The sequence below is a fragment of the Micromonospora sp. CNZ280 genome (assembly GCF_011759515.1).
In genome coordinates this window covers 20,954-45,343 of the sequence record NZ_JAAOYP010000006.1, presented here as the reverse complement: position 1 = coordinate 45,343, position 24,390 = coordinate 20,954, and the positions used below count along the sequence as shown (strand labels likewise).

Sequence of the window (24,390 nt, the reverse complement as noted above, 5' to 3'; positions counted from 1 at the left end):
TGGGGCCGGAGGGGGGTCACTCCCCAGGGGTCGGGCGGTCGGGCGTCACACAGAGTGAGCAGTCACGGAGCGTGCCAGCCTCCGGGTTGGTGCTGCGCCGTCTCCGCCGAGTGACACGAGACGCACAGCGCACGTAGGTAGCCGTCGGCGTCCGGGTCAGGCACACCCACGGCTACGAGCTCGCGCCTGCTGTGCGGGTAGTGGTCTGCCACCCGAGACGGTGCGCTGCACAGCACGCAGAAGAGATGACGCGCGAGGAAGGCCGCACGCCTGCGTGCCCACCGTGCGTCGTAGCCACGCTCGGCCGCGGTGCCTCGGGCACGGTCAGCCGCACGCTTGCAGTCGTCGCAGCGTCGGTCCTTCTGCGCTGCGTCGACGAGCTCCGGGCAGCCGGGGCGTGAGCAGGGCCTTAGTCGGCGTGGGCGAGACATGCGGCGAGCAGCTCGTCAGGTCGGGCCGGATCGGCGACGGTGCGCGAGGCAGGCGCGCCGCACGGGCGACCGCCTCGGCGTACCTGGCAGCGATAGCACGCGGAGCGGATCGCGCGCAGTCGGAGCAGGGCGCTAGGCATTGGTCACCTCCGGCGGATACGAAGATGCCCCCGAGGGCGCTCGACCCGCGCTCGCCGTGAGGCAGCAGCAGGGGAGCGCACGCTCGGGGGCGTGCAGGGTGAGACAGGATCAGGAGTTGCGGGCGAGGGCAGCGTTCGCCCAAAACATGACCTCTTCGAGCTTCGTGATCGCCGTCGACTTCTCGCGACCCTCGGGGAGGCGCTCGTTCAGGTCGTCGGCGAGCCGGCGGCACGCCTGCCGCACGCTCGTGTGCGCGTCGCGCTTCTCCTCGGTCGTCGCCGCGTGGAAGGCGAAGCGGTGGGCGATGTCCTCGGGTGCCATAGGGCCTCCTGCTCGTCGGTCGGGGGAGCGTGGAGCGGTCGGGAATCGAACCCGGAGTCCGTCGACGGTCCGCGTGCGGCTTTCGTCGACGTCGAGACCTACCCGCCCCGAGGGGCGGCCGACCCTGCGGCCCGGTTCTCACGGCCCGAGGCAGGCCAGCCTTCGCAAGGGTCGGCCGCAGGCGCGACCCTACCGTTCGGTCCGTCCCATCGGGCTCACGGATCGCGCACGGCAGGGCCTCGTCGCGGTGCAGGGCGCAGCATGCTTCGCCCCGCTACTTTCCTAGTCGGCCGGGCCTTCGCCAGAAGATCGACTCGCGTAGCGTGCCCGCTCCTGCGCCGCCTTGCACACCTTGCACCTCGAGTCGAGGCCGTCGGCGGTGCGGGCGTCCTCGGCGAAGTCGCGCCCCGGCTTGCGCACGTCGCAGGCCGAGCACCGCTTCACCGGCTGCGCCGCCCGTAGCAGCCGACGGTCTCTCGCGGCGAGGGTGCGCCGCGCGAGCTCCTCGGGGTCGAGGCCGTAGCGCGGTGCCACCTCGCGGGCGGCCTGGGCGATGCGCTCGTCAGGGTCGATCTGCTCTTCGGTCTCTTCGAGCTCGTCGGTCATGGCACCGCCACGCCCAGGCCGACGAGGACGAGCACGACCGAGATACAGACCGCGCGCAGCCGGCGACGGATGGAACGGATCATGTGTGCTCCTTCAGACGGCACGGCTACGCCTCGCCCTCCTCGACGAGACGTAGCCGTGCAGGGGCCAGGACAGGACTTCTCGCGGGCTTTCAGGCGTCCGGGGTAGTACGGGGTACCCCCGGAGCGTCAGGCGTCCTGAAGACGCCGTGAGCGTTCTTCTCGAGTCCGACCGTCGCCGGGTCGAGGCACTGCCCCTTCGAGCGGTGCCGGTCGAAGGTCGAGACCGCCGAGAAGGTGTGGTGACACGCGCCGCAGTGCGACACGTTCGCCCCCGTCCATCGCGCCGGGCACCGGCCGCAGCGGTGCACTAACTCACCTCCTCGACCGTGACCGTGATCCGGTACTCGCGTCGGGCCTCCGGGTCGCGGGCCTCGTAGTAGTTGCGCCCGTAGGCGACGTGCAGGGTGCCGTCCTCGGTGCCCAGGAGCACGACGTAGAACTGCTCGCCGTCCTCGTTCGGATCGGTGTATCCGCCGAGCCAGCACTCGAGGGTGCCGACCGTGTCGTTGAGCACCTCCGGCGCGATCTCCGGCTGCCCCATCACGCCCCCGGCTTGATGAAGTGCAGGAGCGGCGAGCCGCCCTCCGCCTCGTCGCAGGCGTCGAGGATGCCCGCGGCGTACTTCCGGGCCTCGGCGACCGAGAGGAAGACCGAGGCGGAGTCGCCGTCGGCGTTGACCTCGACGTGCACGAAGGGCTTCCCGTCGGTCTTGCCCGTGCCGGGGCGCACGTAGGCGTAGTCGCCGGGCGAGACGGAGCACTGCACCTTGCGCGCCGGGCCGACGGTGACGGACTCGGCGATGTCGATCCGGCCCTCGGCCGGCGTCGAGCTCTCCGGCTCCTCCTCGGTCGCCTCCTCCTCGACGTACTCCTCGCCGAGGATGAAGCGGGCGATCTCGAGCGTCGCCTCGGCGCGCTCGATGGCCGACCCGCGCATCCTCGGGCCGACGCCCTCGGTCGCGTCGGTGAGGACGTCCATCGCGACGGAGAGGGCGTGCACACGGGCCTCGGTCACTTGCTGCTCCCTTCGAGCTTCTCGGCGAAGCGCCGGAAGGCGTGCTCGATCGCGTCGTGCGTGTCGGTGCCGGAGAGGCCGAACCAATCCGAGACCTCGCGCGCCGCCTGGGCGACGTCGGCGGCCGACGCCTTGCCCGTGAGCACCTCGGCGAGCGGCCGGGCGAGCGGGTCGAGCGGGGCGAGGTAGCACCGGTCGACGTGCGCGACGAGGCCGCTTTCGGTGCCGTCGAGCGCCGCACACATCACGTCGCCATCGGCGCGGACCTTCATCAGGCGCACGCGGGTCGTGCCCGCCTCGGTGAACATCGACTCGGGGCCGGCGACGTACTTCGAGTCGGGCAGCAGCCGGTACTCGCGGCCGACGACGAGCTCGACCGGCCGGTCGCCCGACGGCTGCGCGCCGTCGCCGAGGAGCGCGGTCAGGTGATCGCGCAGGCGCTCGACCTCCGACCGGCTCAGCCACGCGCGCTCGGTCTTCCGGCGGAAGCGCAGCTTCAACTCGTCGTCGCCGTCGAAGCGCTCCGCGACCTCGAGGTCGCCGCCGAGGAGCTCGAGCGGGAAGTCTTCGTCCATCAGAAAAGCCCTCCAGTCAGGAAGTGCGCGACGAGCCACGCGAGGCCCGCGAGCAGAAGGAAGCGGCGGAGTCGGACGGTGCCGGTCACCTCGCGGTGAGGCCGGCCGGGCAGGTTGATCGCGAAGAGCGCCCAGACGTGCTCGGAGAGCGTGTCGCCGGAGCGCGAGCGGAAGAGCGCGATGCCCTCCGCGATGACGAAGTAGAGCGCCCAGGCGGCCCAGACGAGCCACCAGAGGCCGAGGGCGAGGGCGACGCCCCCGACGGTGCCGATCAGGGCACCGCCGAGGGCGTACGGGGCGAGGCGCTCCATCAGGCGTCGGCCTCGTCGGCGTCGATCTCACCGGCGATGTAGGCGGCGACGGCGATGATCTCGCTCGCCGAGACGTCGTCGAAGTCGCTCGCGCCGAGCAGCTCGAGCGCCTTCTCGACCGCCCGCACGCGGAGGTCGTCGAGCTCCTCGGGCTCGGCGGCGTCGCTCGCCGCGAAGGCGTGCGTCTCGTCGACGATCGAGAAGGTCGGCGTCGCGCCCATGCGCGGGGCCGGCTCCGGGTCGCCCAGGTAGGCGCGGCCGACGTACTGCTTCTCGCCGAGCCGGCCGGTCGCCTTGCCGTGGCCGAGGTCGAGGCCCGAGCCGTCGACGTTGCTCACGCGGTAGTCGCCGCCGGGCTCCGGGTTGGTCTCGACCTTGACGCGGGTCACGTCGGCGGCGAAGTAGACGCCGCCCCCGAGGGCCGTCTTCGCGTTGGGCAGGATGGCGACGACGTCGCCGACCTTCAAGTCGGGGATCGGCGCGAGGTGCTCCGGGTGCACGTAGCGCCCGTTGCCCGGCTTGCCGGCCGTCCGGCCGTCGAGCGGCTCGACGAAGACGTCGCCGTCGATGTCCGGCTTCGCGCGCAGCACGCGGACGCGGGTCGTGCCCTCCTTGGGCATGTCCGAGCGCGTGCCGCCGCAGTAGGTCGCCGACGGCAGCAGGCGGTACTCCTTGTCGGCCTCGACCTCGGGCTTCGCCGGCAGCGGCGCGAGGAAGCTCCGGGCGACGATGTAGCGGCCGGGGTCGTGCGCGTTCCGACCGTCGAGGCCGGTCACGGAGCAGGTGTCGTCGCCGTGCACCGACTCGACGCGGACGCGGGTCACACGGTCGTGCACCGCCTCGGAGTGCGGCGCGGTCGGGTCGGCCTCGATCCGGGCACCGGGCAGCAGCCGGTACTCGAGGCCCGACACGATGACCGGCGTCGCCTCGGCCTTCTTCGCGGTCGGGTCGAGCGGCTCGAGGGCCGACCGCAGCTCGGTGATCTGCGCCGGGGCGAGGCGGACGTTCCCGAGGTCGCCGTCGGAGTTGTCGTACGCCTCGACGATGACCGCGCCAGGCACGACGTGATCGGACTTGCGGACGGTCAGGCGGTCGCCCTCGCGGTCGATGTGCTCGAAGATGCTCGTCACTGTGAAGCGCTCCTCGCGTGAGGTGGGGTGTTGCTCGGTCGAGGAGCAAGTCGGCCGGAGGCGCGCGAGGTGTTCACGGAAACTTCGAGGCGGTCGCAGACACGGGTCGGGGCCTCCCAGCGGAGCCGGCGGCGGGGAGCCGGCTCGGCCAGAAGGCCCCGAGCGTGACGAAGTGACGGAAAGAGCGTCACTCTATATAGAAGCTTTAAGGAGGAGGAGGAGGAGACATAGAAGCAGGATAGGGAGTGACGTAAGTACCGTCACTTCGTCACGGTCGCTCCCTCCGCGCTCCGCTCCTCGGCGACGACCCGCACGCGCTGCACGCGCACGCTCGCGTAGCGCTCCCTCGCGTCGAGCTTGCCGTCGTGGCGCACGTCGTGTCCCTTCAGCTCGGCCCAGCGGTCGCCGCCGAAGGTGTACTCGCCGAGGTGCTCGGTGATCTTCATCTTCAGCGTGCCGGTGCCGAAGGCGTAGTGCGGCTCGGCTACGTGAATGATCTGACCGGGCGCGAGCTCGATCATGTCGTCTCCTTGCGTGAGGCGGTCATCACTCGATGCTCACGTCGGGGCCGGCCCTTGTCAAGGTACAGGGTGCAATGCGACGGGCTGCGGTTTGACAAGGTCAACTCCGGCTAGCCTGCGGCCGTGCCGAGGCATCTCTACGGGCGAGGCGAGATCGCGCGTCGGCTCGGAGTGTCCCGGCAGAGGGCGGCCGAGATCATCGACCGGGCCGACTTCCCTGCGCCCTACGACGTGCTCGGCATGGGCGCGGTATGGCGGATCGCCGACGTCGAAGCGTGGATACGCGAGCACCGGCCGCACCTGGGCGAGGCGGACGAGGGCGTGTAAACGCTCAGTCGAAGGCGTGCGCCGGGTCGTGCGTCGGCTCCTCGATGATCACGCGGGCAGGGTCGAAGCGCCCGCTCTTGGCGGTCGCGCGCCGGATGCGGACGGCCGGGATCAGGTCGACGACGAGGGCGCGCCGGGCGTCGAGGTCGTCGCCGGCTTCGTCGAGGGCCTCGGCGTACGTCTGCCCGGTCTCGACGACGACGACGCGCCTCGACGGCCCCGCGTCGCGCAGCTCGGAGCGCCGGGCCTTCAGGCCCTCGAGCCGGGCGAGCAGCTTCGGCACGTCGGCGTCGTCGTGGCCGAGCGCGGCGGTCGTGTCCCGGATCGCCTGCTCTACCTCCGCGAGCGAGCTCTCGCCGGCTCCGGTCACCTGCACTTCCTCGCGGGTCACCGGCCAGTCGCCGAAGTAGCGCAGGAGATACCCGACGACGTGCTCCTCGAGGCTGCCCGCGGCGATGCGGACGTCAGGGCAGGCGTGCCCTCGAGACTTCGCCGGGCAGCGGTACATCGCGCCGCCCCGGCTCAGGCGGTCGGTCCGTACGTACATCTTGTGATCGCACTCGGCGCAGTAGACAAGGCCGGAGAGCAGCCGGGCGGCGCGGCGTCGCTGCGGCTTCGGCGTGCCGTCGGCCTGCGGCGCGAAGAGGTCGCGGAGCTGCGCGGCCTGGGCGTCGGTCAGGATCGGCTCCCAGACGCGGAGCGGCAGGCCGTCGTCGGTGCGCAGGAGGTCGCCTGCGTGCCGGTAGTAGCCGAGCACCGAGTCGCCCGCGAGCACCTTCTTCAGGCTCGTCACGTTCCATCGGCCGGGGTCGCCGCCCTCCTTGCCGAGGCGGGCGAGCCGGCGACGCTCCGACCTGCCCGTCGGCACGCCCCGCTCGTTGAGCTCGAGGGCGAGCCGCCACGCGCTCTCGCCGTCGATCACGCGCTCGGCCATCTCGCGGACGATGGCGGCCTCGGCCGGGTCGATGATGAGCACGCGGCCGGGGCCGTCGGGGCGCTCGGCCGGCACGTAGCCGTACGGCACCGCCCCGCCGGAGTAGCGCCGGGCGGAGCGGAGGGCGGCGATCGACGAGCGGACGCGGGCGGCGGTGTTCTCGCTCTCCATCCGGGCGACCTCGGCGAGCACTGCGGCGATGATGCGCCATGCGGGCTGCTCCGAGGAGAGGCCGTCGCGGTCGGCGATGAAGCGGGCGTAGCGCCGGTCGTCGAGCACCTCGATCAGGTCGGCGAGCGCCGAGAGGCCCTGCCTACTCCATCGGTCAAACTTCCACACGGCGAGCGTGTCGGCCTCGCCCCGGACGAGCATCGCGAGGGCCTCGTCGCCCTTCGCTCGGCGGCGTCGACCGGAGAGGCCGTCGTCGACGAGCACCGCGACGATGACGGCTCCTTCGCGCTCAGCTCGGGCGCGTAGGTCGGCCTCCTGCCGGCCGATGCCGGTCGAGGCGTCGTCCTGCTCGGACAGGCGGAGGTACAGTACCCATCGATTGCGCGTGTGAGACGTCATGCGCGAGAGCGTACACGGAACTAGCTCGACTCCGGCGGGCCGTAGGAGACCTAGTTACGACCGAGGCCCGCCCCTGAGCAGGGAGCGGGCCTCGGTCGTGGGCGGTCAGAACTCGTGGGGCGAGTGTCCCTTCGCGAGGTACGCGCCCACCTCGGCTTCCTCGCGGGCGGCCTCGACGCGAGGGTCGGTCGCGTCGTGGGTACGCACCGTCCGAGCCTTCCGCGCGAGCTTCCGCGCGGCCTGCATAGCCTCCTCGACGGCGTAGTGCGCGACGTTGTCGGGGACGACACGGCGCAGCGTCTCGAGCAGCGCCTCGGCGGCGTCGCGGATCGCCTCTTGATCGGGGGTCAGCTCGCGCGAGTACTCGGCCTGCTCGGCAATCTTCTGCTCGGCGACCTGCTTCGCGAGCGGGTAGTTCCCGGCGTTGAACGCCTGCCAGAGCTCCTCGCCCGCGTTGCCGGCCCAGACCTTGCCGATCGTCGCGAGGGCCTCCTCGCGGGTCACCTCCGGCACCTGCTCGACGGCGGGCCGGCGGACCTGCGCGGGGTGACCCTGCCAGCCGCCAGCGATCAGGCGATCCGGCCCGACGTAGGTAACCTTCTCGGTCCGCCATCCGCCGAAGGTCGGCACCTCGACGGTCTCGCCGACGGCGAAGGGGGCGTCGGGGGTCTTCGGGGTCTCGGTCATCTCTCGGTCTCCTTCATGAGGTCTTCAGGGTAGAGGGAAGAGGCCGGCCCCGGATCGCCCCGAGGCAGGCCGGAAGGTCACGCGACGAGCGCCGGGGCGACGTCGAGGTCGAGGGCGAGCGCGTCGCGCAGCGTCCATCGCGAGATGCCGAGCTCGGCGGCGAGCTCCTTCTGCGTCGGCTTCGGCCGGCCGGCGTCGACCGCCTCGCGGATGAGCTGCTCGGCGAGGCGCTTCGTCTCCGCGAGCGGGCGCTTGCCGGCGACCGGGCGGCGACCGCGAGCCGGGGCGGGCGTCGGGGCGGCCTTCGGGACGATCGCGAGCACCGTCGCGCCGGTCGCCGGGCGGACCCATCCGGCCGGGCGAGCCGGAGCGGGGCGGGCAGTCATCTTCGCCACGATCGGCAGGCGACGAGCTCCTCGCGGGGCGCTGACCCAACCCGAGACGTGCGGCTTGCGCGCCGGGCGGGCCGGAGCCGGGGCGGCCTTCGGGACGATCGGCAGGAGCCGGGCACCGGCCGGCACCGCCCAGGCGTACGGGCGGCGAGCGGCCGGGCGAGCCGGGGCGACGGTCGCCGGGCGCTTCGCGGTCGCGGTCAGCATGGCCGAGCACATGAGCATGAGGCCGTCGACGCCGAGCGGGCCGAGGTAGACGATCGCGTCGACCTCGCCGAGGTGTCGCAGCAGGCCGGACAGGTGCAGGTAGCTCGCGATGCCGGCGACGAGCGTCACCGGGCCGACGCCGAGGGCACGCAGGGCGACGCCCTTCCATCCGGCGGCGAAGTTGCTTCGCGCCATGACTTCGAGGCCGACGAAGAGCGCGATCGGCCAGAAGACGGCCGCGGCGAGGGCGTCGGCACCGGGTGCCCAGTCGGCCGGAGCGCCCTCGGGCGCGAGGTAGGTGTGCCGGACGTTCGCGGCGAGCGAGCCGGCCGCACCGAGCACGAGGCCGACGTAGGCCCAGAAGCGGCCGGTCGTGCCGTAGCGGGCGAGGCGGGCGGCGAGGGCGAAGGCGGTCTTCACTTCGAGGTCTCCTTCTCGATCTCGGTCAGGCGGGCGAAGAGGGCGGCGTCGGCGAGCTCACGCTCGAGCTCGCCGAAGGTGAAGCGGAGGGCGGCAACGCCCGCGGTCGAGAGCTCGCGGACGAGGCCGCGCGTGACGGCCTCGGCGAGGTAGACCCCGGCGCGGAGCTCGACGAGCGCGTCGGCCGCACGCTCCGGGGCGCGGTGCTCGAGCAGGGCGGCAGCGTGCCGCACCTGGGCGGCGAGCTCGCGGGCGCTCACCGGGCACCGCCCGCCCGCCGGGCGGCAGCGCGACCGGCGTCCGTCAGGGTGGCTACGGTGCCCGCCCCGGAGAGCGTCACGAGACCGCGCCGGGCGAGCGCGGCGAGGGTGGCCGGCCGGATGCTGCCGGCGTAGACAACGCCGCGCGGGTCGTACGACGCGGCGAGCAGCGCGTCACGCTGCGGGCGGCTCACCGGGCACCGCCCAGGCTGCGCAGGTAGGCGGCGAGGCCGGACGCGGGGCCGACGTAGGCGGCGATCAGGCGGGGCGAGGTCTGGGCGGTCATCGGAGCTCCTCTCACGGGTGAGTCGCCACACGGGGCCGGCCGGAGTGACCGGCCCCGTCGGGCGGGTCAGCCCTCGAAGGGCTCGACGAAGGACTCGCCGAACCAGCGCGGGCCGTAGCCCGGCAGGGCGACGAGGTAGCGCCAGCCGAGCACCTCGCCGAACTCGGCAGCCTTGACCTCGCCGGTCATGCCGGCGGCGAAGCCAGCAACGACGATGGCGGTCTTGCCGGTGGCGATCTTGGCGGTCATCTCGGCTCCTTCGTCGGTTGGGCGGTGCAAGGAGATTTAAACACGCGAGACGCCTCACGCGCAAGGCGACGCGCGTGCATCGCTGCGGAAAGGCCCCGCCCGCACTGTGCCGGACGGGGCCTAGCGAGCTACCAAGGGCCGTCACCGAAGGCGTCGCCGCAGGCGTCGAGCACCTCGAGCTGCGCTCGGTGAATGGCGATGTTGTCGTCGACCTCATCGCCGGAGACCTCGGCCTCTTCGGCGGCAGCTTGCAAACGGAGGCCGGCAGCCGAGATGGCGGGCTCTGCCGCGTCCGCGACATCCTGAGCAGTGACGATGTTGGCGACCGGGTCGAGATTCATACCCTCGGCGAGCTGCAACACGCCGTTGCACAAGACGCGCGAACTGATGACCGACGGCGTCGGCGACGGCAGGAAGGCCGGCGTCGAGACGGCAGCAGCCGGCGCGGGGGCGGCGGTATCGCCGCCGGGCCGAGCGATGAGCACGCCCAGCGCGACCCCTGCGACGAGAATTACAGCGCCGGCCACGTAGGCGACGAGGCGGGTGATCTTCACGGGTAAGACTCTCCTTCTGAGGCACACGCAAGACAGAGCTCAGGATGCACGAGGCGGGCAAGGGTCGGTGTCATGTGTACGACGAAGGCCCCGCCCCGGTCTCCCAGGTCGGGGCCTTCGTCTCATGCGTCAGGCGACACACGCGGCGAGCACCGCGCGAGCGAGCAGGGGCGGCACGGCGTTACCGACCTGCAAGAACTGCTTCGACCGCGACCCTTGGAACGGGTAGCCCTCCGGGAAGGTCTGAAGCGTCGCGGCCTCCGCGAGTGTGACCGGCCTCGTCTCACCCTCCGGCAAGTCCCACTCCGGACGCGCCTTGCCGAAGGCGAGGGTCGGAGCCGGCGCGCTCGCCGGCCGGTGAGCGGTGTTCGGCCGGGCGTTCGTCGTCCGCAGCACCCACGACCGCGCTTTGCTCGTGACCGTCGGCGCGGGCTGCCCGGCCTCCTTCCATACCGACGCCTCGCGTCCGGGGTAGTCGTACCGCGGCTTACCGAACGTGCGGCGCACCTCGGTCCCGCGCTCCCACCCGAGCGCCTCGGCCATGCTGACCCACGGGCGCACGCCCTCGTCGAGCCGCTCAGGCGTGCGCGGGTAGTACCGCGAGTGCGCCGGCGTCGGCAGCTCGACCGTCGCGCCGTCGCGCCGCGCGACCAGGAGAGCACGCTTCCGGGTCTGCGGCACGCCGTACTGCTCGGCGTTCAGGTTGCCCGTTGCGACGGAGTAGCCGACCTGCCGCAGCACGTCGGCGCATGCTTCCCAGACCGGCAGGACGGTCGGCACCTGCTCCCATGCGATGAACGTCGGCCGGGCGGCGAGAGCCACGCGGAGCGGCTCGAGGACGAGGGCCGTCCGGTCGTCGCCGGTCAGCGCCGCGAGGTCGGCGAAGCGCGGAGTCGCTCCGTTGCGGTACGCCGCGACGCCGAGCAGCACCGCGTCGAGCGCCGCGCGACCCGCGCCGTTGCCGGCAGGGCTGAAGGTTTGGCAGGGCGGCGAGGCGATCTCGGCGTCGTACTCGCCCGGCACCGGGTCGACGTCGCGCACGTCGTCGGCAACGGTCTTCAGGCCGGCGGCCGAGCGCGTGAGCTTCGCCTCCGGCATGATCTCGACGCCGTCGACGTCCCAGCCGAGCTCGGTCGCGGCGACGTCCCAGCCACCAGCGCCCGAGAAGAGGTCGAGGGCCTTCACTTCGTCTCCTTCCACGCTCGGCCGTGCGCGTCGAGCGTCTTCTTCGCCGCCCGCTTCAGGTCGGTGACGGTGACCTTCGCGTCGCTGCGGAGCTCCTCGAGGGCGTGTGGTAGGGCGAGCAGTGCGACGCGCCCGCGGTCGTTGCGCTCGGCGCGCCGGTCGGCGTGGTCGAGCTGCTTCTCGAGCTCGGCGATCTGCTCGCCGTGTGCCGTGCAGTCGAGCGCCCGACGCGACGCCTCGCGCACCTGCCGGTCGGCGTCGACGCGGACGGCCGCGACCTGCTCGCGGAGCCGCAGGATCTCGCGGGCGAGCTCGACGATCTCGGGCACCGGAGCGCCCGCCTCCTTCAGGGCGTACGCGGCTCGCCGGCAGTTGTGCGGCAGAGCGCCGAAGGTGAGGGCGGGGCCGTCGTAGCGGGGCGAGCGCGGGTCGATGTGCTCGCCGCCCTTGTGTGCAGGCTCGTCGGCGCACGCCGTACGGGCGCAGGGCTGCTCGGGGCCGTAGGCCGTCACGCCGCCTCCTTCAGGTGCCCGAGCTGCTCGCGCAGCCGGCCGTGCGCCCGCGTCCGCAGCGCCCGCACGCGGGACGCCGTGACGCCGAGGGAGGGCGCGGCCTCGTAGCTCGAGAGGCCGCAGAGGTCGACGGCCACGACGGCGCGCCGCTCCTTCTCCGGCAGGGCGTCGATCGCCGCGCGGACGGTCGCGACGACCTCGGCGGCCGAGATGTCGGCCGGCTCCTCCGTGAGCTCGCGCGGCATCCGGCGAAGGCCCATGTCGACGAGCTCGAGCTCGCGCTCGACGCTGCGGTGCCAGGCTCCGGCGTCGCGACTGCCGTGCGCCCGCGTGCGGTCGCCCTCGCCCAGGGCCGGCCGGCCCCGGTAGACGAGCTCGGCCATGCGCCGACGGGCGGCAGCCGTGACGTAGGTCGCGTGCGAGGCGCGGCCGTCGTTCGCCCATTTCGGCGCGGCCTGCCAGATCGCGACGAGCGCCTCTTGCACGAGGTCGTCGATCTCCCAGCGCGAAGCCGGGGCTGAGGCGAGCATGTCGCGGGCGACGCCGTACGCCCAGCGCCGGAAGTTGTTCGGGTTGATGGCGGTCACCGGAGGATGCCTTCCTGCATGAAAGCCATCGGCACGGCGACGTAGCCACGCTCGACGGCGTCGATCTCGGTCTGCGGTGCGCCGGTCGCGCGGAGGGCGGCGAGGCGCTCGGCCTTCTCCTCGCGGGCCTGGGCGGCACGCTCGGCGAGGGTCATCGGCTTGTGCGTGCCGGCGCGGAGCTCAGCGAGCAGGGCGCGGCAGGCAGCGAGGCTCCGGGCGGAGCCGGGGCCGTCGAGTACGGAGCTCGAGGCGTAGGCGATCTCGCGGCAGGTCAGGCAGTGGCAGTCGGCGATCTCGGCCCGGTACGGCGCGAAGTCGGCCGGGCCGATCTCCTCGACGAGCCGCGCGGGCACCGCGAGGCCCTTCGCTCTGATGAGCTTCCGGGCGATACGCCGGACGTCCGGCGAGTCAGGCAGCGTCACGCGCTCCGGGTCGCCGGTCGGCGAGAGCATCGCCCAGGCGAGCGAGTAGCCCTCGAAGGCGTCCTGCGTGGCGCGGCCGGTCTGATAGAGGAGGCCGACCTCGCCGAGGCTCAGCCGGGCGAGCCGGGCGACGTCGCAGTCTTCACAGCGCCGCGCCTCGAGGTGGAAGTCGCCCGCGAGCCGGATCGGGCAGGTCGTCGTCTCCTCGGTGTGCACGGTCACCGCCGCGTGCCCGGACGGGCCGGCAGGTCGTAGACGAGCTCGCGCAGGCCCTCGGCGGCAGCCTCGTCGCGGGCGTCGCGCTCCTCGAAGTCGACGAGGTCGTAGTCGCGACGGGTGATCAGGTCGGCGTCGTACATGGTCGGAGCTCCTCGGCTGTCTCGGTTGTGGGAGGTGTTGTTTGTTGGCGATGAGCAAGTCGGCCGGTCGGGGCGAAGGTGTTCACGCCCCGACCGACGGAGATCGGTCAGCCGTCGAGAGCGCCGATGGCGGCGCGCATCTTCGAGAGGGCGCGCTCGCGGGTGCGGAGGGTCTTGATCCGGCCCAGGCCGAGGCGGTGACCGACCTCGCCGTCGGGCACCTCGTCGTAGTCGTCGAAGCCGTAGCGGATGCGGCAGACCTTCTCCTCGAGGTCGTCGACGGCCTCGAAGGCGACCGTGCAGAGGAGGGCGTCCTCTACGTGGGACGTCTCACGCGACGACCGCGGATCGTCGAGCAGGGCGACGCCCGTGTCGCCGTTCGTCTCGAGCTCGACGTCGAGCGAGCCGACCTTCAGGCGGGCGGCGATGGCGCGGAAGGTCTCCTCGGACATCTCGCGCGAGTCCGACGCGGCCGCGAGGAGAGCGCCCGCCTCGATGTTGCCGTCGGCCTTCCGAAGCAGCGCGTAAAACTTGCGCAGCGTCCGGGCGGGCACGGTGAAGCCGTCGGAGCCGTCGGAGGCGGCCTCGGAGAGAGCATCCTGCACCTTCGAGCGGAGCTTGCCGGCGAGGCGCGACGCCCGGTGCGGGTCGTGGTCGCGGATCGCCTGAAGGAAGCCGAGGTAGGCGGTCTGCCGGGCGTCGTCGAGCGGCAGCGTCGCGGCGTACTGCCTGACGACGTCGAGCAGCGCGGGCACGTACGCGGCGAAGAGCCGCGCGAGGGCCTTCTCGTCGCCGGTCTTCGCCCTGATGATGAGCGCGGTCTCCTCGTCGGCGTCGACGATCGGCTGCTTCGGAACGGACCAAAGGATGTCAAAGGTGGACATAGCAGGGCCTCCTCGGGCGTAGGGGGTCCGGCCGGCGCGACCGGCCCCTTCGTACGGGCGTTTCAATCCGCAGGCCAGACGGCGTGCGTGCGATCAACTATCCACGCGTAAGGCGACACACGCAAGTACCGCGATCATGTGTGGCCTAGATCACTATGTCGAGGTATAGACATACGACTACGGCCCTCGGGTTGTAGTCCCGAGGGCCGTAGCGAGGAGGGCCGATCTAGGCGGCGATGAGCTCCGCGAAGTCGGCGAGGTGCAGCACCGGCAGGCCGAGAGCCGGGGCGAGGAGGGTCTCGAGGAGGTGCTCGCCGCCGGGGGCGACGACGACGTAGTCGCTATGCCGGAGCGTGTCGAGGTCGAGGTCGACGGCCGCGAGGAGGTCGTCGACACATCCGGTGTTCTCGTGCACGGCCGCAGTCACGACGACGTCGTAGCCGAGCTCGACGAGCGCGTCGAAGGTCGGCCCGTGCGTCGCGACCCTGATGCACTGCTCGCCGGTCGAGGGCGCGACGAGGTAGACGCGCGCCCTCCGCTTCAGTCCCGCAAGCGGGACTCCTTTCGTCATGCCCCCGTCACTCCTTGCCACGGTTCCAGTGATTGTGCAAGGCCCGATCGCGCGTCTCGGAGGGCAACTCCGGCGGCCCTGACCACGCGCACAGTGTGAAGTATGTGAGTACGCAACGACAAGCGATCCGGGTCGGTAACGATGTCTGCGGTCGGATCGGACCGCAGGCCCTTCGCCCGTTCGGAGGTATCTTCCCTCGGACGGGCGACCGGCGCAGCCGACCATTGCGCATCGATGGCCGCAGGGATGAGCTCCGCGACGCCGTCGACGGCCTGCCGCAGCTCGTCGAGCAGGTCGCGGAGTCGGAGCTCGTCGGGGTCGACGTCGAGGTCGGCCGGCTTCACAGTGCCTCCTTCGTACAGGTGTTCGATAGTAGCGGAGGGGCGCTCACTCGGTCGCCCCGTAGCCGTGTCCCCAGCTCGGCCCGTACACCTCGGGGTCGCTCTCGATGCGGACGCCGTAGAAGGTGCTCTCCATCAGGCGGCCGATCTCGCGGATCACCTCCTCGGCGTCGCCGGCCGGGGCCTGGGCGATGAGCTCGTCGTGCACTGGCAAGAGCAGGTGATCGCCGAGGCCGGCGTCGAAGATGTCGACGATTGCCTGCGCGAGCAGGTCGCGCGAGGTGCTCTGTACGACGTAGTTAGTCGCCGCGTAGAGCCGGTCGCGGTCGAGCGGCAGGTGCCGGCCGGAGGCGGTGACGACCTCCTTCTTGCCGTACTCGGCCCGGTTCATCAGGCGGCGCGAGTAGCGCTTGATGCCCGGGAAGGTCGAGTCGTACGCGGCGAGCGCGCTCTTCACGCTCTCGAGGTCGGCCCCGGTCTGCCGCGTGATCGTCGCCGCGCCGCCCCCGTACACCTTGCCGAAGCCGACCGCCTTCGCGATCTTCCGGTGCTGCTTCGTGAAGTCAGGGCCGAAGACCCGCTCGGCCGTGAAGCTGTGCAGGTCGACGCCGTCGGCGATGGCCTTCTTCATCGTCTCGTCGCCGGAGAGCGCCGCGAGCACGCGCATCTCGACCGCCTGATAGTCCGCGGCGATGACGACCTGCCCCGGGTCGGCGATGAACGACCGGCGGATCGTCCAGTCCGAGGAGGGTAGCTGCTGAAGCGGCGGGCGCGAGACGCTCATCCGCGCCGTGCGGGCCTGCAAGCCGCCGATCATCGGGTGCAGGCGGTCGCCCGCGTCCTTCAGGTCGAGGAAGGCGTCGGCGTAGGACGTCGCCCACTTCTCCGAGCGCTTCGACCGCAGCGCCGCGTCGGCGAGCGGGTTCGGCGTCCGGGCCTCGATCCGCTCCCACTGAAGGTTGAGATCGGCGAGCGGTAGGAGCACGTTCTTGTCGACCTTCAGCGCGCCCGACGGCGTGCGCTCGGTGAGCTTCTCGCCCATCGCTTCGAGCGCCTCGGCGAGCTGGGCGGTCGAGTTGACGTTGCTCACGCCGTACCGGGCGGCGACGGCCCGGTAGTGCTCGGCCTCCTCGCGGAGTCGCGTGCTGAGCTTCTCGACGTAGGGGACGTCGAGGAGCATTCCCTTGCGCTGAAGCAGGCAGAGCAGCACTTGCAGGTGATGCTCGAATTTGCTCAGCCGGTCGAGGCCGACCTCGTGCACGATCGCGCCGATCTCGTCGAACAGCCGGCGAGTCAGGAGCACGTCGAGGCCGGCATAGCGCACGTAGGTCTCGTGATCGATCGGGATTCCGCGCCAGCCGGTCTCCTTCGTGAAGCCGAGCGACCGGAAGACCGACGTCAGGCCGGCTTGCGTGTCCGGGGCGTCCGGGTCGACGTAGACCGCCGAGAGCGGCTTCAGGCCCAGGCCGATGCCACCCTCGCTCTCGGCGCGCGGGTCGAGCAGGTGAGCCAAGATGCGCGTGTCGAAGACGCGACCGCCGAGCTCTTCGACAGTGACGCCGAGGTGCCGGTCGGCGACGAGCAGGTCATAGGCGGCGTTGTGGACTACGAAGGCGCGCGGCTGCCGCAGGGCGCGGGCGACCGCGTCGCCGAAGAGATCGGTGCGCAGTACCCACGCTTCGTGCGCGTTGCCGAACTGCGCGAGCCGCAGCCCGTGGCGGGGCGTGTAAACGTCGAGGCCGGTCGTCTCCGTGTCGAAGGCGAGCACCTTGTCGCCCTGGGCGAGGAACGCCTCGAAGTGCCGCAGCTCCTCGCGGCGCTCGAGGAAGTGAATCGCGCAGGGCGTGCCGGCGACGGCGTGTGTCAGGGTCAGCACCGCGAGGCGCTCCTCTCTCAGGTCAGGCGGTCAGGGCGTCGAGGCGCTCGCGTAGCTGCGGCGCGGAGAGCGCGGCGAAGCGGTCGACGATCTCTCCGTCGCGGAGGGCGATCACGGTCGGTACCGACTGCACGCCGTACGCCTGCGCGGTGCTCGCCGAGTCGTCGACGTCGAGGCGCTGCACGCGCAGCCCTCGGGCTTCGGCCTCCGCCTTCAGGAGCGGACCGAAGCGTCGGCAGGGCGCACACCAATCGGCGGTGAAGTAGACGAGGCGGGTCAAGATGAGCTCCTTCGGACAGAGGAAGGGCCGACCCTCCTCGCGGGAGAGCCGGCCCTTCGCGGGTCGGGTCGCTCAGTTGGTGAGCACCGGGTCGCCCTCGTCGGTGATGACAACCTCGAGGCCGGAGCCGCAGCGACCGCCGCAGCAGCCAGCACCCTCGGGCGTCGGCTCGGCCGGGTCGACGTCCGGCATGTCGGCGACCTCGCGACCGATCCGGGCGAGCGCCTCGTCGACGTACGCGTCGGCTGCCTCGGCGAGCGCGCCCTCGATGGTGAGCTGTACGCCGCCGGGCACCGGGTCGCCGCAGACGCCCGCCCGCCCGAGCGGGCACGCGCCGCAGCCGGCGGCGACGCCGCAGTCGTCGGCCGGGGCGGTCACGGGGCCTCCTCGATCGAGGCGACCGGCAGGCCGTCGTTCGCCTCCTCGAGCACCTCGAAGAGGTAGCGGTAGTTGTCGGCCTGCTCGGCGGTCAGCGTCAGGCGCGCCCCGACGTCTCCGATCTCGATCAGGTAGTGCTTCACTGTGCCTCCTCGAAGATGCTCTCGAGCGACGGTCCGCTCGTCGGGGTCTCGCTCTCCCTCTTCAAGTCGGCCGGAGCGCGCTCGGGTGTACGGTCGCCGGCCGGGGCGTCGTCGCCCTGGGCGTCGCTCTGCTTCGCCCGCCGGATGCCGAGGAAGTAGACGCCCGTGTTGCTCTTCTTCTTCTCGGCTCCGCGCTCCTCGAGCGCGCCGAAGAACGTCCGGCGCGTCCATCGCTCCTTCGGCGGGAGGTTCTCCTCGTCCGCCCACGCGAGATAGGCGTCGTAGGCTAGCTTCCCGGTGATCCGACCCTCGGCGTCGTAGGTGAGCACGCCCGGCAGGAGGCCGGCGAGGGCGTCGGAGGTCTGCCGGTATTCCTTCGTCGCGTCGACGATCGGCGTCGGGTCGGCGAGGCCGTCCCGATACCACTCGACCGCGCCCCGGACGGCCCAGGCGAGGATGCCTTGCGCCTCGGCCTTGAGCTTCTCGCCGAGCCGGTGATCGCGCTCCTCGGGTGCGAAGTAGCGCTCGAAGGGGATCAGCTTCACGCGCCGCCAGAGGCCCTCGTCCTGCCCTCGGAACTGCGGCCGGAAGTTAGTCGCCAGCATCAGGAGGAAGGTCGGCCGAAACTCGAAAAACTCCTTGCGCATGAAGCGCGCGGAGATCAGGTCGCGCCCGGTTACCCGCTTCAGGATCGCTTCGGCCATCGGCCGGCCCTGCTCGCCCTCCGCGGCGAAGACGAGCCGGGCACCCTTCAGGCTCGCGAGGTCGTTCGGAATGCCGCCGGACGGGCGCTCCTCGAAGGTCGAGAAGGGCGTCGTAACGGAGTGTTCCCGGAAGACCTCCGTCAGAGTGTCGGTGAAGATGCTCTTTCCGTTCGCGCCCTTGCCCCAGAGCACCGCGAAACACTGCTCGTCGGTCTGCCCGGTGATGCCGTAGCCGACGAGCCGACGCATGTAGTCGGGCAAGCCGGCGTGCTTCGTCGGGCTCGGGAAGACCTCGCGGAGGAATTGCTCCCAGCGCGGGGCGGTCGCCTCGGGGTCGTAGTCGAGCTCGACGCGGCGGGTCAGGAGAAGCGCCGGGTCGTGCTCGAGCAGCTCGCCCGTCCGCAGGTCGATAACTCCGTTCCGGCACGCGAGCAGGTGATGGTGCCGGTCGAAGTCGCCCAGGTCGGCCGCGACGCCCTGAAGGGCGCGGAGCTCCTTCGTCATCGCGTCGATGCCCTTCGTTGAGTTGGCGTGCTTCGCGAAGGAGCGGAGCTGCCCGATCCGACGCTTCAGCTTCGCCGCCTCGCCGTCCGGGTCGCCGGCCTGCTCGAGGGCCTCGAGGGCGTCGACGAGCTCGCCGATCTCGTCCCAGATCGAGCGGGCGACGATCTGCGCGTGCGTGCGCACGTCGTCGAGTCGGTCGGGTCGCCATACGCCGTCGCGGAGCAGGAAGAAGCCAGCCTCGGGCGAGTAGCGCACGCCCGAGCCGGCGTCCTCGAAGTGCCGCTTCAGCCGGCGCGCCGCGGCGACGTCGGTCAGGTCGGCGTCGGTCCACGCCGCCATCCGGGTACGCAGACCGCCGGGGTCTTGCGCATTGGTCACCGCCCGGATGAAGGCGGTAGCGAAGCCTTCCGGGTCGTGGGCGCGCCAGTCGGTCAGGTCGTCGCCGTCGGCCGGCGGGCGCACCTTGCGGACGGACAGACCGCGCTTCGCGAGCTCCGCGCCGAGCGTCCGGGCGAAGCCGTCGCCGGCCGCGTCCGCGTCACCGCAGATCACGACCGGGCGGCCGTCGGCGAGCTCGACGACCTCGTCGGCGACCGACGCGGCGAGGCCAGCTCCGCGGACGAAGGCGACGTCATAGCCGACCGCGCAGGCGGTCAGGCCGTCGCCGGGGCCTTCGGTGACGATGAGCTCGGCCCAGCCGGACTCGCCCGGCAGATAGCCGACCTTCGCCCAGCTCGCACCGTCGGGCGACTTCGGCCCGAGCCATCGCACCTTCGCCTTTGGGTCGAGGGCGCGGGCTTGGAAGCCGCGGGGCACACCGGCCCGGTCGCGGAAGGGCACGACGAGGCGCGGGCCTCCGCCGAGGTCGCGGGCGAGGCCCAGGCCGAGGCGGCGCGCGTCTTCGAGCGTGACGCCGAAGCGGTCGTGTGCGTAGCGGATGCCCTCGGTCGGCTCGACCGGGTCGTCGCCGACGAGATGCGCTGCGTACTTGTCGAGCTGCGCCGCGAGCCGGGCGACCTCCGCAGGGCCGGCCGGCTTGTCGGTCGAGCGGGCGCGGGCCTGCACCTCGCCGAGCTCGATCGCGCCCAGGTCGGCGAAGGTCATGTCGAGGGCCTCGAGCACCTTCGGCGTCGCGCAGCCGGCGCGGCACTTCAGCAGGAGCGAGCCGCTCTCGCCGACTGCGACGCGGAGCGACGGCCGCGAGTCCGCGTGCGCCGGGCAGGGAACGACCCAGCCGTCGGGCTCGTCGACGACCTCGGCGAAGCGGCCGAGGAAGCTATCGAGGGTCACAGATCATGTCCTTTCGGGACGGAGACACGGGCACGGGTCGAGTCGGCCGGGCCGGCGTCACTTGTTCGCCTCGCGAGCGAGGGCATCGAAGTCGGTCTCGAGGTCGCGCTCGACCTGGGCGAGGTGCCCCTCGTAGAGGTCGGACGGGCCGGCGATCTCGGCGAGGATCGCCTCAGCGCGCCGCAGTCGGCGCAGCACGCGGGCGAACGTCGCGACCCGCATCACCGCGTACCCGTCGCCGGTCGAGCGGCGGGCGCGCTTCACGAAGGTGACGCCGTAGTGCTCGCCCGCGTGCACGCGCTGCTTTTCCGCGCCGTCGAGGCCGAGCCGGATCGCGTCTTCCCACGACCGCCAGTCCTTCGCCTGACCGATGAAGGGCGAGAGGCCGTGCAGGTCGCCGACGTCGTGCCGGCCCTCGGCGTAGGGCTTGAATGCCTTGATCGAGGCGGCGCGGAAGAAGACGCGCAGCGCCCGCTCCCACCGGCTGCCTTTCGCGCCGTTCGGGTTGCTCACGCCTCGATCTCCGTTCCCTGCAACGGAATCCAGTTGGGGTATGCCTGCTCAACACGGACGACGAGGCCCCGCCGGGTCAGGCTGCGGCGTGCCGCCATCGCCGGCCTGCGCGTCGCGTATGGACCGATCGACCGGACGGCGTTGCCCTCGGCGTCGTAGGCGACGGCCCGGTACATCGGAGCGCTGGGGCCGACGTAGCCCCGGGTTCGGCTGCTCACCCGGTCACCTCTTCCCAGCTCGGCAACGCGCAGAAGATGCGCGCCGAGTAGCCACGCGCACGCTGACTTGCGGCGTAGTCCCGCGCGCCTGTCTCGCTCGTGTAGTTGCGGCTCGCGGGCGTCGTCTGATAGCCGGATCGGCCCGACACGACGACTCGCCAGATGACCGGCGGAAGGTAGGGGTCTCGCATAGCTCCTCCTGAAACGTCGAAAGGCCCCGATGCCGGCGGACGGATGTCAGCACCGGCACCGGGGCCTGCTTCTAACGGGAGTGACGACTCACGCGTTTACACGCGTCAGTAGGGCGGCTCGTCGGTCGCGCGCCGGGCGGACGCCTGGGCCTTCGCCGGCAGCATCTCGAAGACCGGCTTGATGAAGCGCTTCTTGTCGCGGCCCTCGCCGTACTCGACGACCTCGAGGCTCAGCCACGCGCGCACCGGGCCGTCGGCCTTCGCGAGATGCTCCTCGAAGGAGACGATGTCCTTCACGAGCGACCACGAGCCGGAGGTGAACCGGAAGCGGCCGAGCTCCGGGTCGTCGGCGAGCCGGAAGTAGGCCGTGATCGAGGGCTGACAGCCGGTGCCCTTCTTCGCCGCGTCCTTCCGGTCGGCGAACGACTGCGGGCACACGCAGCCCGTGCCCTTCGCCTGATCGTCCTTGTCGACGCCCTTCTGCTCGATGCCGTCGCAGCGCCGGATCGCGCCCGCGCGGCCCCAGAGGACCATCTCCTGCCGGATCGCGTCGGGGCCGTCGAGGATGATCGTCACGCGCTCGGAGGTCGTGAAGACCTCGAGGTTGTCCTCGGTCTGCGTGTCCCAGCTCTGCGGCTCCTGCCCGTTCTCGCTACCGAAGAGCTCGACGATCCGGTCGGCGACCTCCGGGTCGCCGGTGGTGACGCGCCACTTCTCGAGCGCCGCGGGTCGGTTGTTGATCTGATAGCCGGAGCGGAAGCGCCCGACGATGTCGTCGGCGAAGCGCGTGCGCTCCTTCGGCGCGGCCTCCGGGTCGGTCTCGAAGATGCGGAGTCCCAATGGTGTCTCCTGATGTGTCGTCGCGCCGAAGCGCGCAGGGTCGGTCGAAGGGCAAGTCGGCCGGAGGCCGGTCAGGTGTTCACGCGACCTTCGGGGCCGACTTGTCCGTCGCCGGGGCGTGGCCGAGCACCGAGGCGATGCGGGCCGAGCGCCGCGTGTGCATGAGCGGCAGGAGCGCCCGCATGACGGCCTCGGCCTTCGGCCCGCTCAGCTCGGCGTGCCAAGTCGCGGTGTTGGGCGCGGCGTTGAGCGCGACTCGGACGTGCGCCCCCATCAGGCGGGCGGCGTGCTCGACGGTGTCGCGGTCGGTCATCGCGAGTCGGATGCGCGGGTAGCGCCCCCGGTGCAGGTCGAAGGCACCCTCGCCCTCGAGCAGGCCGGCGAGCCATGCGACCTCGAGGGCCGGGGCGTCCTCGATCACGAGCGCTCCTCCTCGGCGAGCTTCGTCCGCAGGTACTCGACGAAGCGGCCGACGCCGTTCGCGTTGTTGACGTAGCGCCGACGCTTCATCAGGCCCCGGAAGGTCTCGGCCTCCTCGAGCACGCGGCGCAGCATGTCGGCGCGGCCGGCGTCGAAGAGCGCCTTCGTCTCGCTGCTCGGGTCGTCCGGCTCCGCGAGCTCGACGAGCACCGCCCGGAAGCGCCGGGTCGGCTGTCCGACGACGCCGACGCGGAAGACGATTGAGTCACCCTCGGCGCTCGCGTCTAGGTTTGCCTCGAGGCCGTCGGCGTACTCGCCGTCAACCCAAAAGGCGATCTCCTCGGCGAGCTGCTCCGGCGTCATCGGGTCACCCGACCCGAGTAGGTCGCGTGCCGCGACGGGGGCGCGACGTCCGAGCCGGCCATCGGCTCACCGAAGACAGTCTCCTTGAGCTCGCGCTCCCATCGGAACGTCTCGCGCAGGTGCAGGAAGTGCTCGAAGACGATGTCGTCGTGCCGCACCGGGTAGAGCGCCCAGCCCTCCGGCCGGACGTGCAGTACGCCGGCCGCCTGGGCCTGCGGCAGCGGCACGCGCGAGCCGTCGGGGCGCACGATGTAGTCGGCCTTCCCGTACGCCTTGAGCTGAAGGGCGACCTCCTCGTGCACGCCGCTCCGCGTGGTCTTCCAGTCGAGCCACGCGAGCTCGCCCTCGATCTCGGCGAGGGCGTCGAAGCTACCGGCGTAGTCGTGCGTCTCCGACCAGACGGTTTCCTCCATGAAGACGAAGCGCGGTTGCACCTTCTGAAGGAAGGCATCGAAGTGCTCGATGAAGGGCTTCATCTCAGGGTGCACGCGGCCGACGGTCTCGCCCTTCGCCATCGTCTCGAAGTAGTCGTGCGCCTCCGTGCCGATGTCGGCGGCCTTGCGCGTGTCGCGGTCGGGGGCGCGCTTCAGGTAGTCGATCGCGCCCTGCGGGTCACCCTTCAGGGCGAGGCCGACCATCTCGCCGAGGTTGCCGATCGCGTACTCGGCGACGACCCTCGACGCCCAGGGCTTCAGGAAGGGCTTCGGGAGCATGTCGAGGATGCTCGTCACGCCCGGCACTTTGGTCTTCTTCTCGGGGTGCACGTAGAAGCGGGAGCCGCCCCGCTTGATGGTGCTTACCTTTGGACTCGTCACAGCAGGCTTCCGGCCTTTCGTGAGATGTACGGGACATCTCCCAAGTCGGCCGGAGCGGGTCTAAGTGTTCACACGCGAAAAGCGCCCGCGGCGGAAGGGCGGCGGGCGCTGCGCGGGGCAGGCGGGCGGCCTCGAGTGACGAAGTGACGGAAGTACCGTCACTCTCTATTAGTTGTTATAGGGAGGAGGAGGAGGAGACATAGAACTAGATATGGAGTGACGTTTGTTTCGTCACTTCGTCACTCGCCGGCCGTCGCCGCCGCGTCGCCGAGCTGCTCCGCCCGCGACGCGATCCGCGCGAGCACCGCTTGCGCCTGCACGCGGTCTGTCTCCGTCATCTCGGCGAGCGCCGCAGCCTCGACGTGCTGAAGGACGAGCAGCGCTCCGGCGATGGCGCGGAGCACGTCGGCACCCCCCGGCCCGCCCGACGATGACGGCGCTATCTGATGTTTCGCGGCGTTGAGCAGCGCTCGCCGCGTGTTGCGCTGCTCGCGTGATCGGTCGACTGACGATTCGGTGCGCAGGCCCAGGTCGGAGACCTCCTCGGGCGTGAGCTTCTCGCGGACGTACTTCGAGACGTGGTAGCGCACTGCGGCCTGCGTGGCGCGCGACTCGTCGGGCGAGTAGCCGGCGTCGGCGTAGCGATCGATGATGAAGTGCCGGTAATCCCACGTACGCGCCGCCCAGTCAGGTTGCCCGCTCGGAGTGAGGAAGTGCTCGCGGAGGTCGACGCTCAGCTCGGCCACCCTGCGGAGCGCCTCGGTACGCTCGGGCGAGCTAGGGTCGAGGGCCTTCAGGCGGCGCAGCTCGCGCACGAGGTCGCGCGCTAGCTCCTGCCGCGTGCGTGTTCGTTCCATGATTGCCCGTCCTTTCCGTGCGCTGCCGCGGGTCGGCTAGGCCGTCAGTGATCATACGAAGCGTGAGTCGCCTTTCGCACCGGGCCTGTCTTAATTCTGTCTTAGGTTTGCTATACCT

Annotated in this window: 37 protein-coding genes; 1 reads left to right on the top strand and 36 read right to left on the bottom strand. The window is 71.5% G+C overall.

What is annotated here, in order from left to right; all coding sequences use genetic code 11:
• Positions 1-680: 680 nt before the first annotated feature.
• The 9 genes from FHX32_RS34330 to FHX32_RS34295 all read right to left on the bottom strand — a co-directional run bounded on the left by FHX32_RS34330 (position 681) and on the right by FHX32_RS34295 (position 5,133).
• On the bottom strand, positions 681-893 hold the full coding sequence (locus FHX32_RS34330; RefSeq protein ID WP_167189046.1) for an Acb2/Tad1 domain-containing protein: 213 nt from the start codon (positions 891-893) through the stop codon (positions 681-683).
• A 282-nt stretch (positions 894-1,175) separates the two neighbouring features.
• Positions 1,176-1,499, bottom strand: a complete 324-nt coding sequence (locus tag FHX32_RS34325) for a hypothetical protein (protein ID WP_167189043.1) — start codon at positions 1,497-1,499, stop codon at positions 1,176-1,178.
• A gap of 172 nt (positions 1,500-1,671) precedes the next feature.
• Entirely contained in the window at positions 1,672-1,890 is a 219-nt protein-coding gene (locus FHX32_RS35635; RefSeq protein WP_486481336.1) for an FDXHR family putative zinc-binding protein, read from the bottom strand.
• Positions 1,890-2,126 carry a hypothetical protein gene (locus FHX32_RS34320; protein ID WP_167189040.1) on the bottom strand — a complete coding sequence of 79 codons (237 nt, stop codon included), beginning with the start codon at positions 2,124-2,126 and terminating at the stop codon, positions 1,890-1,892. Before FHX32_RS34320 ends, FHX32_RS35635 begins: the two co-directional genes overlap by 1 nt.
• The gene (locus FHX32_RS34315; RefSeq protein ID WP_167189037.1) at positions 2,123-2,596 is read right to left on the bottom strand and encodes a hypothetical protein; all 474 of its coding nucleotides are present in this window, start codon (positions 2,594-2,596) and stop codon (positions 2,123-2,125) included. Before FHX32_RS34315 ends, FHX32_RS34320 begins: the two co-directional genes overlap by 4 nt.
• Positions 2,593-3,171, bottom strand: coding sequence for a hypothetical protein (locus tag FHX32_RS34310; RefSeq protein ID WP_167189034.1), 579 nt, complete (start codon positions 3,169-3,171; stop codon positions 2,593-2,595). The genes FHX32_RS34315 and FHX32_RS34310 overlap by 4 nt, the downstream gene beginning before the upstream one ends.
• The gene (locus FHX32_RS34305) at positions 3,171-3,482 is read right to left on the bottom strand and encodes a hypothetical protein (protein ID WP_167189031.1); all 312 of its coding nucleotides are present in this window, start codon (positions 3,480-3,482) and stop codon (positions 3,171-3,173) included. Before FHX32_RS34305 ends, FHX32_RS34310 begins: the two co-directional genes overlap by 1 nt.
• Positions 3,482-4,612, bottom strand: a complete 1,131-nt coding sequence (locus FHX32_RS34300) for a hypothetical protein (RefSeq protein ID WP_167189028.1) — start codon at positions 4,610-4,612, stop codon at positions 3,482-3,484. Before FHX32_RS34300 ends, FHX32_RS34305 begins: the two co-directional genes overlap by 1 nt.
• A gap of 260 nt (positions 4,613-4,872) precedes the next feature.
• Positions 4,873-5,133: a hypothetical protein gene (locus tag FHX32_RS34295; protein WP_167189025.1), complete on the bottom strand. Its 261-nt coding sequence runs from the start codon at positions 5,131-5,133 to the stop codon at positions 4,873-4,875.
• Between the two features lie 123 nt (positions 5,134-5,256).
• Here FHX32_RS34295 and FHX32_RS34290 point away from each other — a divergent pair, with 123 nt between their 5' ends.
• Complete coding sequence (locus tag FHX32_RS34290; protein WP_486481335.1) at positions 5,257-5,460, top strand: helix-turn-helix transcriptional regulator; 204 nt, start codon at positions 5,257-5,259, stop codon at positions 5,458-5,460.
• Positions 5,461-5,464: 4 nt separating this feature from the next.
• On the opposite strand, the gene FHX32_RS34285 is transcribed toward FHX32_RS34290, so the two are convergent.
• The 27 genes from FHX32_RS34285 to FHX32_RS34150 form a co-directional block, all read right to left on the bottom strand.
• Positions 5,465-6,964: a recombinase family protein gene (locus FHX32_RS34285; RefSeq protein ID WP_167189022.1), complete on the bottom strand. Its 1,500-nt coding sequence runs from the start codon at positions 6,962-6,964 to the stop codon at positions 5,465-5,467.
• A gap of 105 nt (positions 6,965-7,069) precedes the next feature.
• Positions 7,070-7,651 (bottom strand): hypothetical protein, encoded by a 582-nt coding sequence (locus FHX32_RS34280; RefSeq protein WP_167181967.1) that lies wholly within the window; start codon positions 7,649-7,651, stop codon positions 7,070-7,072.
• Positions 7,652-7,728: 77 nt separating this feature from the next.
• Positions 7,729-8,670, bottom strand: coding sequence for a helix-turn-helix domain-containing protein (locus tag FHX32_RS34275; protein ID WP_167181969.1), 942 nt, complete (start codon positions 8,668-8,670; stop codon positions 7,729-7,731).
• On the bottom strand, positions 8,667-8,930 hold the full coding sequence (locus tag FHX32_RS34270; protein ID WP_167181971.1) for a hypothetical protein: 264 nt from the start codon (positions 8,928-8,930) through the stop codon (positions 8,667-8,669). Before FHX32_RS34270 ends, FHX32_RS34275 begins: the two co-directional genes overlap by 4 nt.
• Complete coding sequence (locus FHX32_RS34265) at positions 8,927-9,124, bottom strand: hypothetical protein (protein ID WP_167181973.1); 198 nt, start codon at positions 9,122-9,124, stop codon at positions 8,927-8,929. The genes FHX32_RS34270 and FHX32_RS34265 overlap by 4 nt, the downstream gene beginning before the upstream one ends.
• A gap of 158 nt (positions 9,125-9,282) precedes the next feature.
• Entirely contained in the window at positions 9,283-9,465 is a 183-nt protein-coding gene (locus FHX32_RS34260; protein WP_167181975.1) for a hypothetical protein, read from the bottom strand.
• A gap of 128 nt (positions 9,466-9,593) precedes the next feature.
• Positions 9,594-10,019: a hypothetical protein gene (locus FHX32_RS34255; RefSeq protein ID WP_167181977.1), complete on the bottom strand. Its 426-nt coding sequence runs from the start codon at positions 10,017-10,019 to the stop codon at positions 9,594-9,596.
• Positions 10,020-10,148: 129 nt separating this feature from the next.
• The gene (locus tag FHX32_RS34250; protein WP_208418096.1) at positions 10,149-11,204 is read right to left on the bottom strand and encodes a DNA cytosine methyltransferase; all 1,056 of its coding nucleotides are present in this window, start codon (positions 11,202-11,204) and stop codon (positions 10,149-10,151) included.
• On the bottom strand, positions 11,201-11,716 hold the full coding sequence (locus tag FHX32_RS34245) for a hypothetical protein (RefSeq protein WP_167181979.1): 516 nt from the start codon (positions 11,714-11,716) through the stop codon (positions 11,201-11,203). Before FHX32_RS34245 ends, FHX32_RS34250 begins: the two co-directional genes overlap by 4 nt.
• Positions 11,713-12,303, bottom strand: coding sequence for a sigma-70 family RNA polymerase sigma factor (locus tag FHX32_RS34240; protein ID WP_167181981.1), 591 nt, complete (start codon positions 12,301-12,303; stop codon positions 11,713-11,715). The genes FHX32_RS34245 and FHX32_RS34240 overlap by 4 nt, the downstream gene beginning before the upstream one ends.
• Positions 12,300-12,941 carry a hypothetical protein gene (locus FHX32_RS34235; protein WP_167181983.1) on the bottom strand — a complete coding sequence of 214 codons (642 nt, stop codon included), beginning with the start codon at positions 12,939-12,941 and terminating at the stop codon, positions 12,300-12,302. The genes FHX32_RS34240 and FHX32_RS34235 overlap by 4 nt, the downstream gene beginning before the upstream one ends.
• A 2-nt stretch (positions 12,942-12,943) precedes the next feature.
• Positions 12,944-13,084: a hypothetical protein gene (locus FHX32_RS34230; RefSeq protein ID WP_167181984.1), complete on the bottom strand. Its 141-nt coding sequence runs from the start codon at positions 13,082-13,084 to the stop codon at positions 12,944-12,946.
• A 107-nt stretch (positions 13,085-13,191) separates the two neighbouring features.
• Positions 13,192-13,968, bottom strand: a complete 777-nt coding sequence (locus FHX32_RS34225) for a sigma-70 family RNA polymerase sigma factor (protein ID WP_167181986.1) — start codon at positions 13,966-13,968, stop codon at positions 13,192-13,194.
• A gap of 226 nt (positions 13,969-14,194) precedes the next feature.
• Positions 14,195-14,539 carry a hypothetical protein gene (locus FHX32_RS34220; RefSeq protein WP_167181988.1) on the bottom strand — a complete coding sequence of 115 codons (345 nt, stop codon included), beginning with the start codon at positions 14,537-14,539 and terminating at the stop codon, positions 14,195-14,197.
• Positions 14,536-14,883, bottom strand: coding sequence for a DUF7169 domain-containing protein (locus FHX32_RS34215; RefSeq protein ID WP_167181990.1), 348 nt, complete (start codon positions 14,881-14,883; stop codon positions 14,536-14,538). The genes FHX32_RS34220 and FHX32_RS34215 overlap by 4 nt, the downstream gene beginning before the upstream one ends.
• A gap of 43 nt (positions 14,884-14,926) precedes the next feature.
• The gene (locus tag FHX32_RS34210) at positions 14,927-16,756 is read right to left on the bottom strand and encodes a DNA polymerase (RefSeq protein WP_167181992.1); all 1,830 of its coding nucleotides are present in this window, start codon (positions 16,754-16,756) and stop codon (positions 14,927-14,929) included.
• Positions 16,757-16,778: 22 nt separating this feature from the next.
• A complete protein-coding gene (locus FHX32_RS34205; RefSeq protein WP_167181995.1) occupies positions 16,779-17,036 on the bottom strand; it encodes a thioredoxin family protein in 258 nt (85 codons plus the stop codon).
• A 72-nt stretch (positions 17,037-17,108) separates the two neighbouring features.
• Positions 17,109-17,414 carry a hypothetical protein gene (locus FHX32_RS34200; protein ID WP_167181998.1) on the bottom strand — a complete coding sequence of 102 codons (306 nt, stop codon included), beginning with the start codon at positions 17,412-17,414 and terminating at the stop codon, positions 17,109-17,111.
• Positions 17,411-17,557, bottom strand: coding sequence for a hypothetical protein (locus tag FHX32_RS34195; protein ID WP_167182001.1), 147 nt, complete (start codon positions 17,555-17,557; stop codon positions 17,411-17,413). The genes FHX32_RS34200 and FHX32_RS34195 overlap by 4 nt, the downstream gene beginning before the upstream one ends.
• Complete coding sequence (locus tag FHX32_RS34190; protein ID WP_167182004.1) at positions 17,554-20,055, bottom strand: phage/plasmid primase, P4 family; 2,502 nt, start codon at positions 20,053-20,055, stop codon at positions 17,554-17,556. The genes FHX32_RS34195 and FHX32_RS34190 overlap by 4 nt, the downstream gene beginning before the upstream one ends.
• A gap of 57 nt (positions 20,056-20,112) precedes the next feature.
• Positions 20,113-20,568 (bottom strand): hypothetical protein, encoded by a 456-nt coding sequence (locus FHX32_RS34185; protein ID WP_167182007.1) that lies wholly within the window; start codon positions 20,566-20,568, stop codon positions 20,113-20,115.
• A complete protein-coding gene (locus tag FHX32_RS34180; RefSeq protein ID WP_167192356.1) occupies positions 20,565-20,786 on the bottom strand; it encodes a hypothetical protein in 222 nt (73 codons plus the stop codon). Before FHX32_RS34180 ends, FHX32_RS34185 begins: the two co-directional genes overlap by 4 nt.
• Positions 20,787-21,082: 296 nt before the next feature.
• The gene (locus tag FHX32_RS34170) at positions 21,083-21,817 is read right to left on the bottom strand and encodes a recombination directionality factor (protein WP_167192352.1); all 735 of its coding nucleotides are present in this window, start codon (positions 21,815-21,817) and stop codon (positions 21,083-21,085) included.
• A gap of 79 nt (positions 21,818-21,896) precedes the next feature.
• Entirely contained in the window at positions 21,897-22,238 is a 342-nt protein-coding gene (locus FHX32_RS34165) for a hypothetical protein (RefSeq protein WP_167192350.1), read from the bottom strand.
• Entirely contained in the window at positions 22,235-22,600 is a 366-nt protein-coding gene (locus FHX32_RS34160) for a hypothetical protein (RefSeq protein ID WP_167192349.1), read from the bottom strand. The genes FHX32_RS34165 and FHX32_RS34160 overlap by 4 nt, the downstream gene beginning before the upstream one ends.
• Positions 22,597-23,415 carry a PD-(D/E)XK nuclease family protein gene (locus FHX32_RS34155; RefSeq protein WP_167192347.1) on the bottom strand — a complete coding sequence of 273 codons (819 nt, stop codon included), beginning with the start codon at positions 23,413-23,415 and terminating at the stop codon, positions 22,597-22,599. The genes FHX32_RS34160 and FHX32_RS34155 overlap by 4 nt, the downstream gene beginning before the upstream one ends.
• Before the next feature lie 239 nt (positions 23,416-23,654).
• The gene (locus FHX32_RS34150) at positions 23,655-24,272 is read right to left on the bottom strand and encodes a hypothetical protein (protein WP_167192345.1); all 618 of its coding nucleotides are present in this window, start codon (positions 24,270-24,272) and stop codon (positions 23,655-23,657) included.
• Between the last annotated feature and the right edge of the window lie 118 nt (positions 24,273-24,390).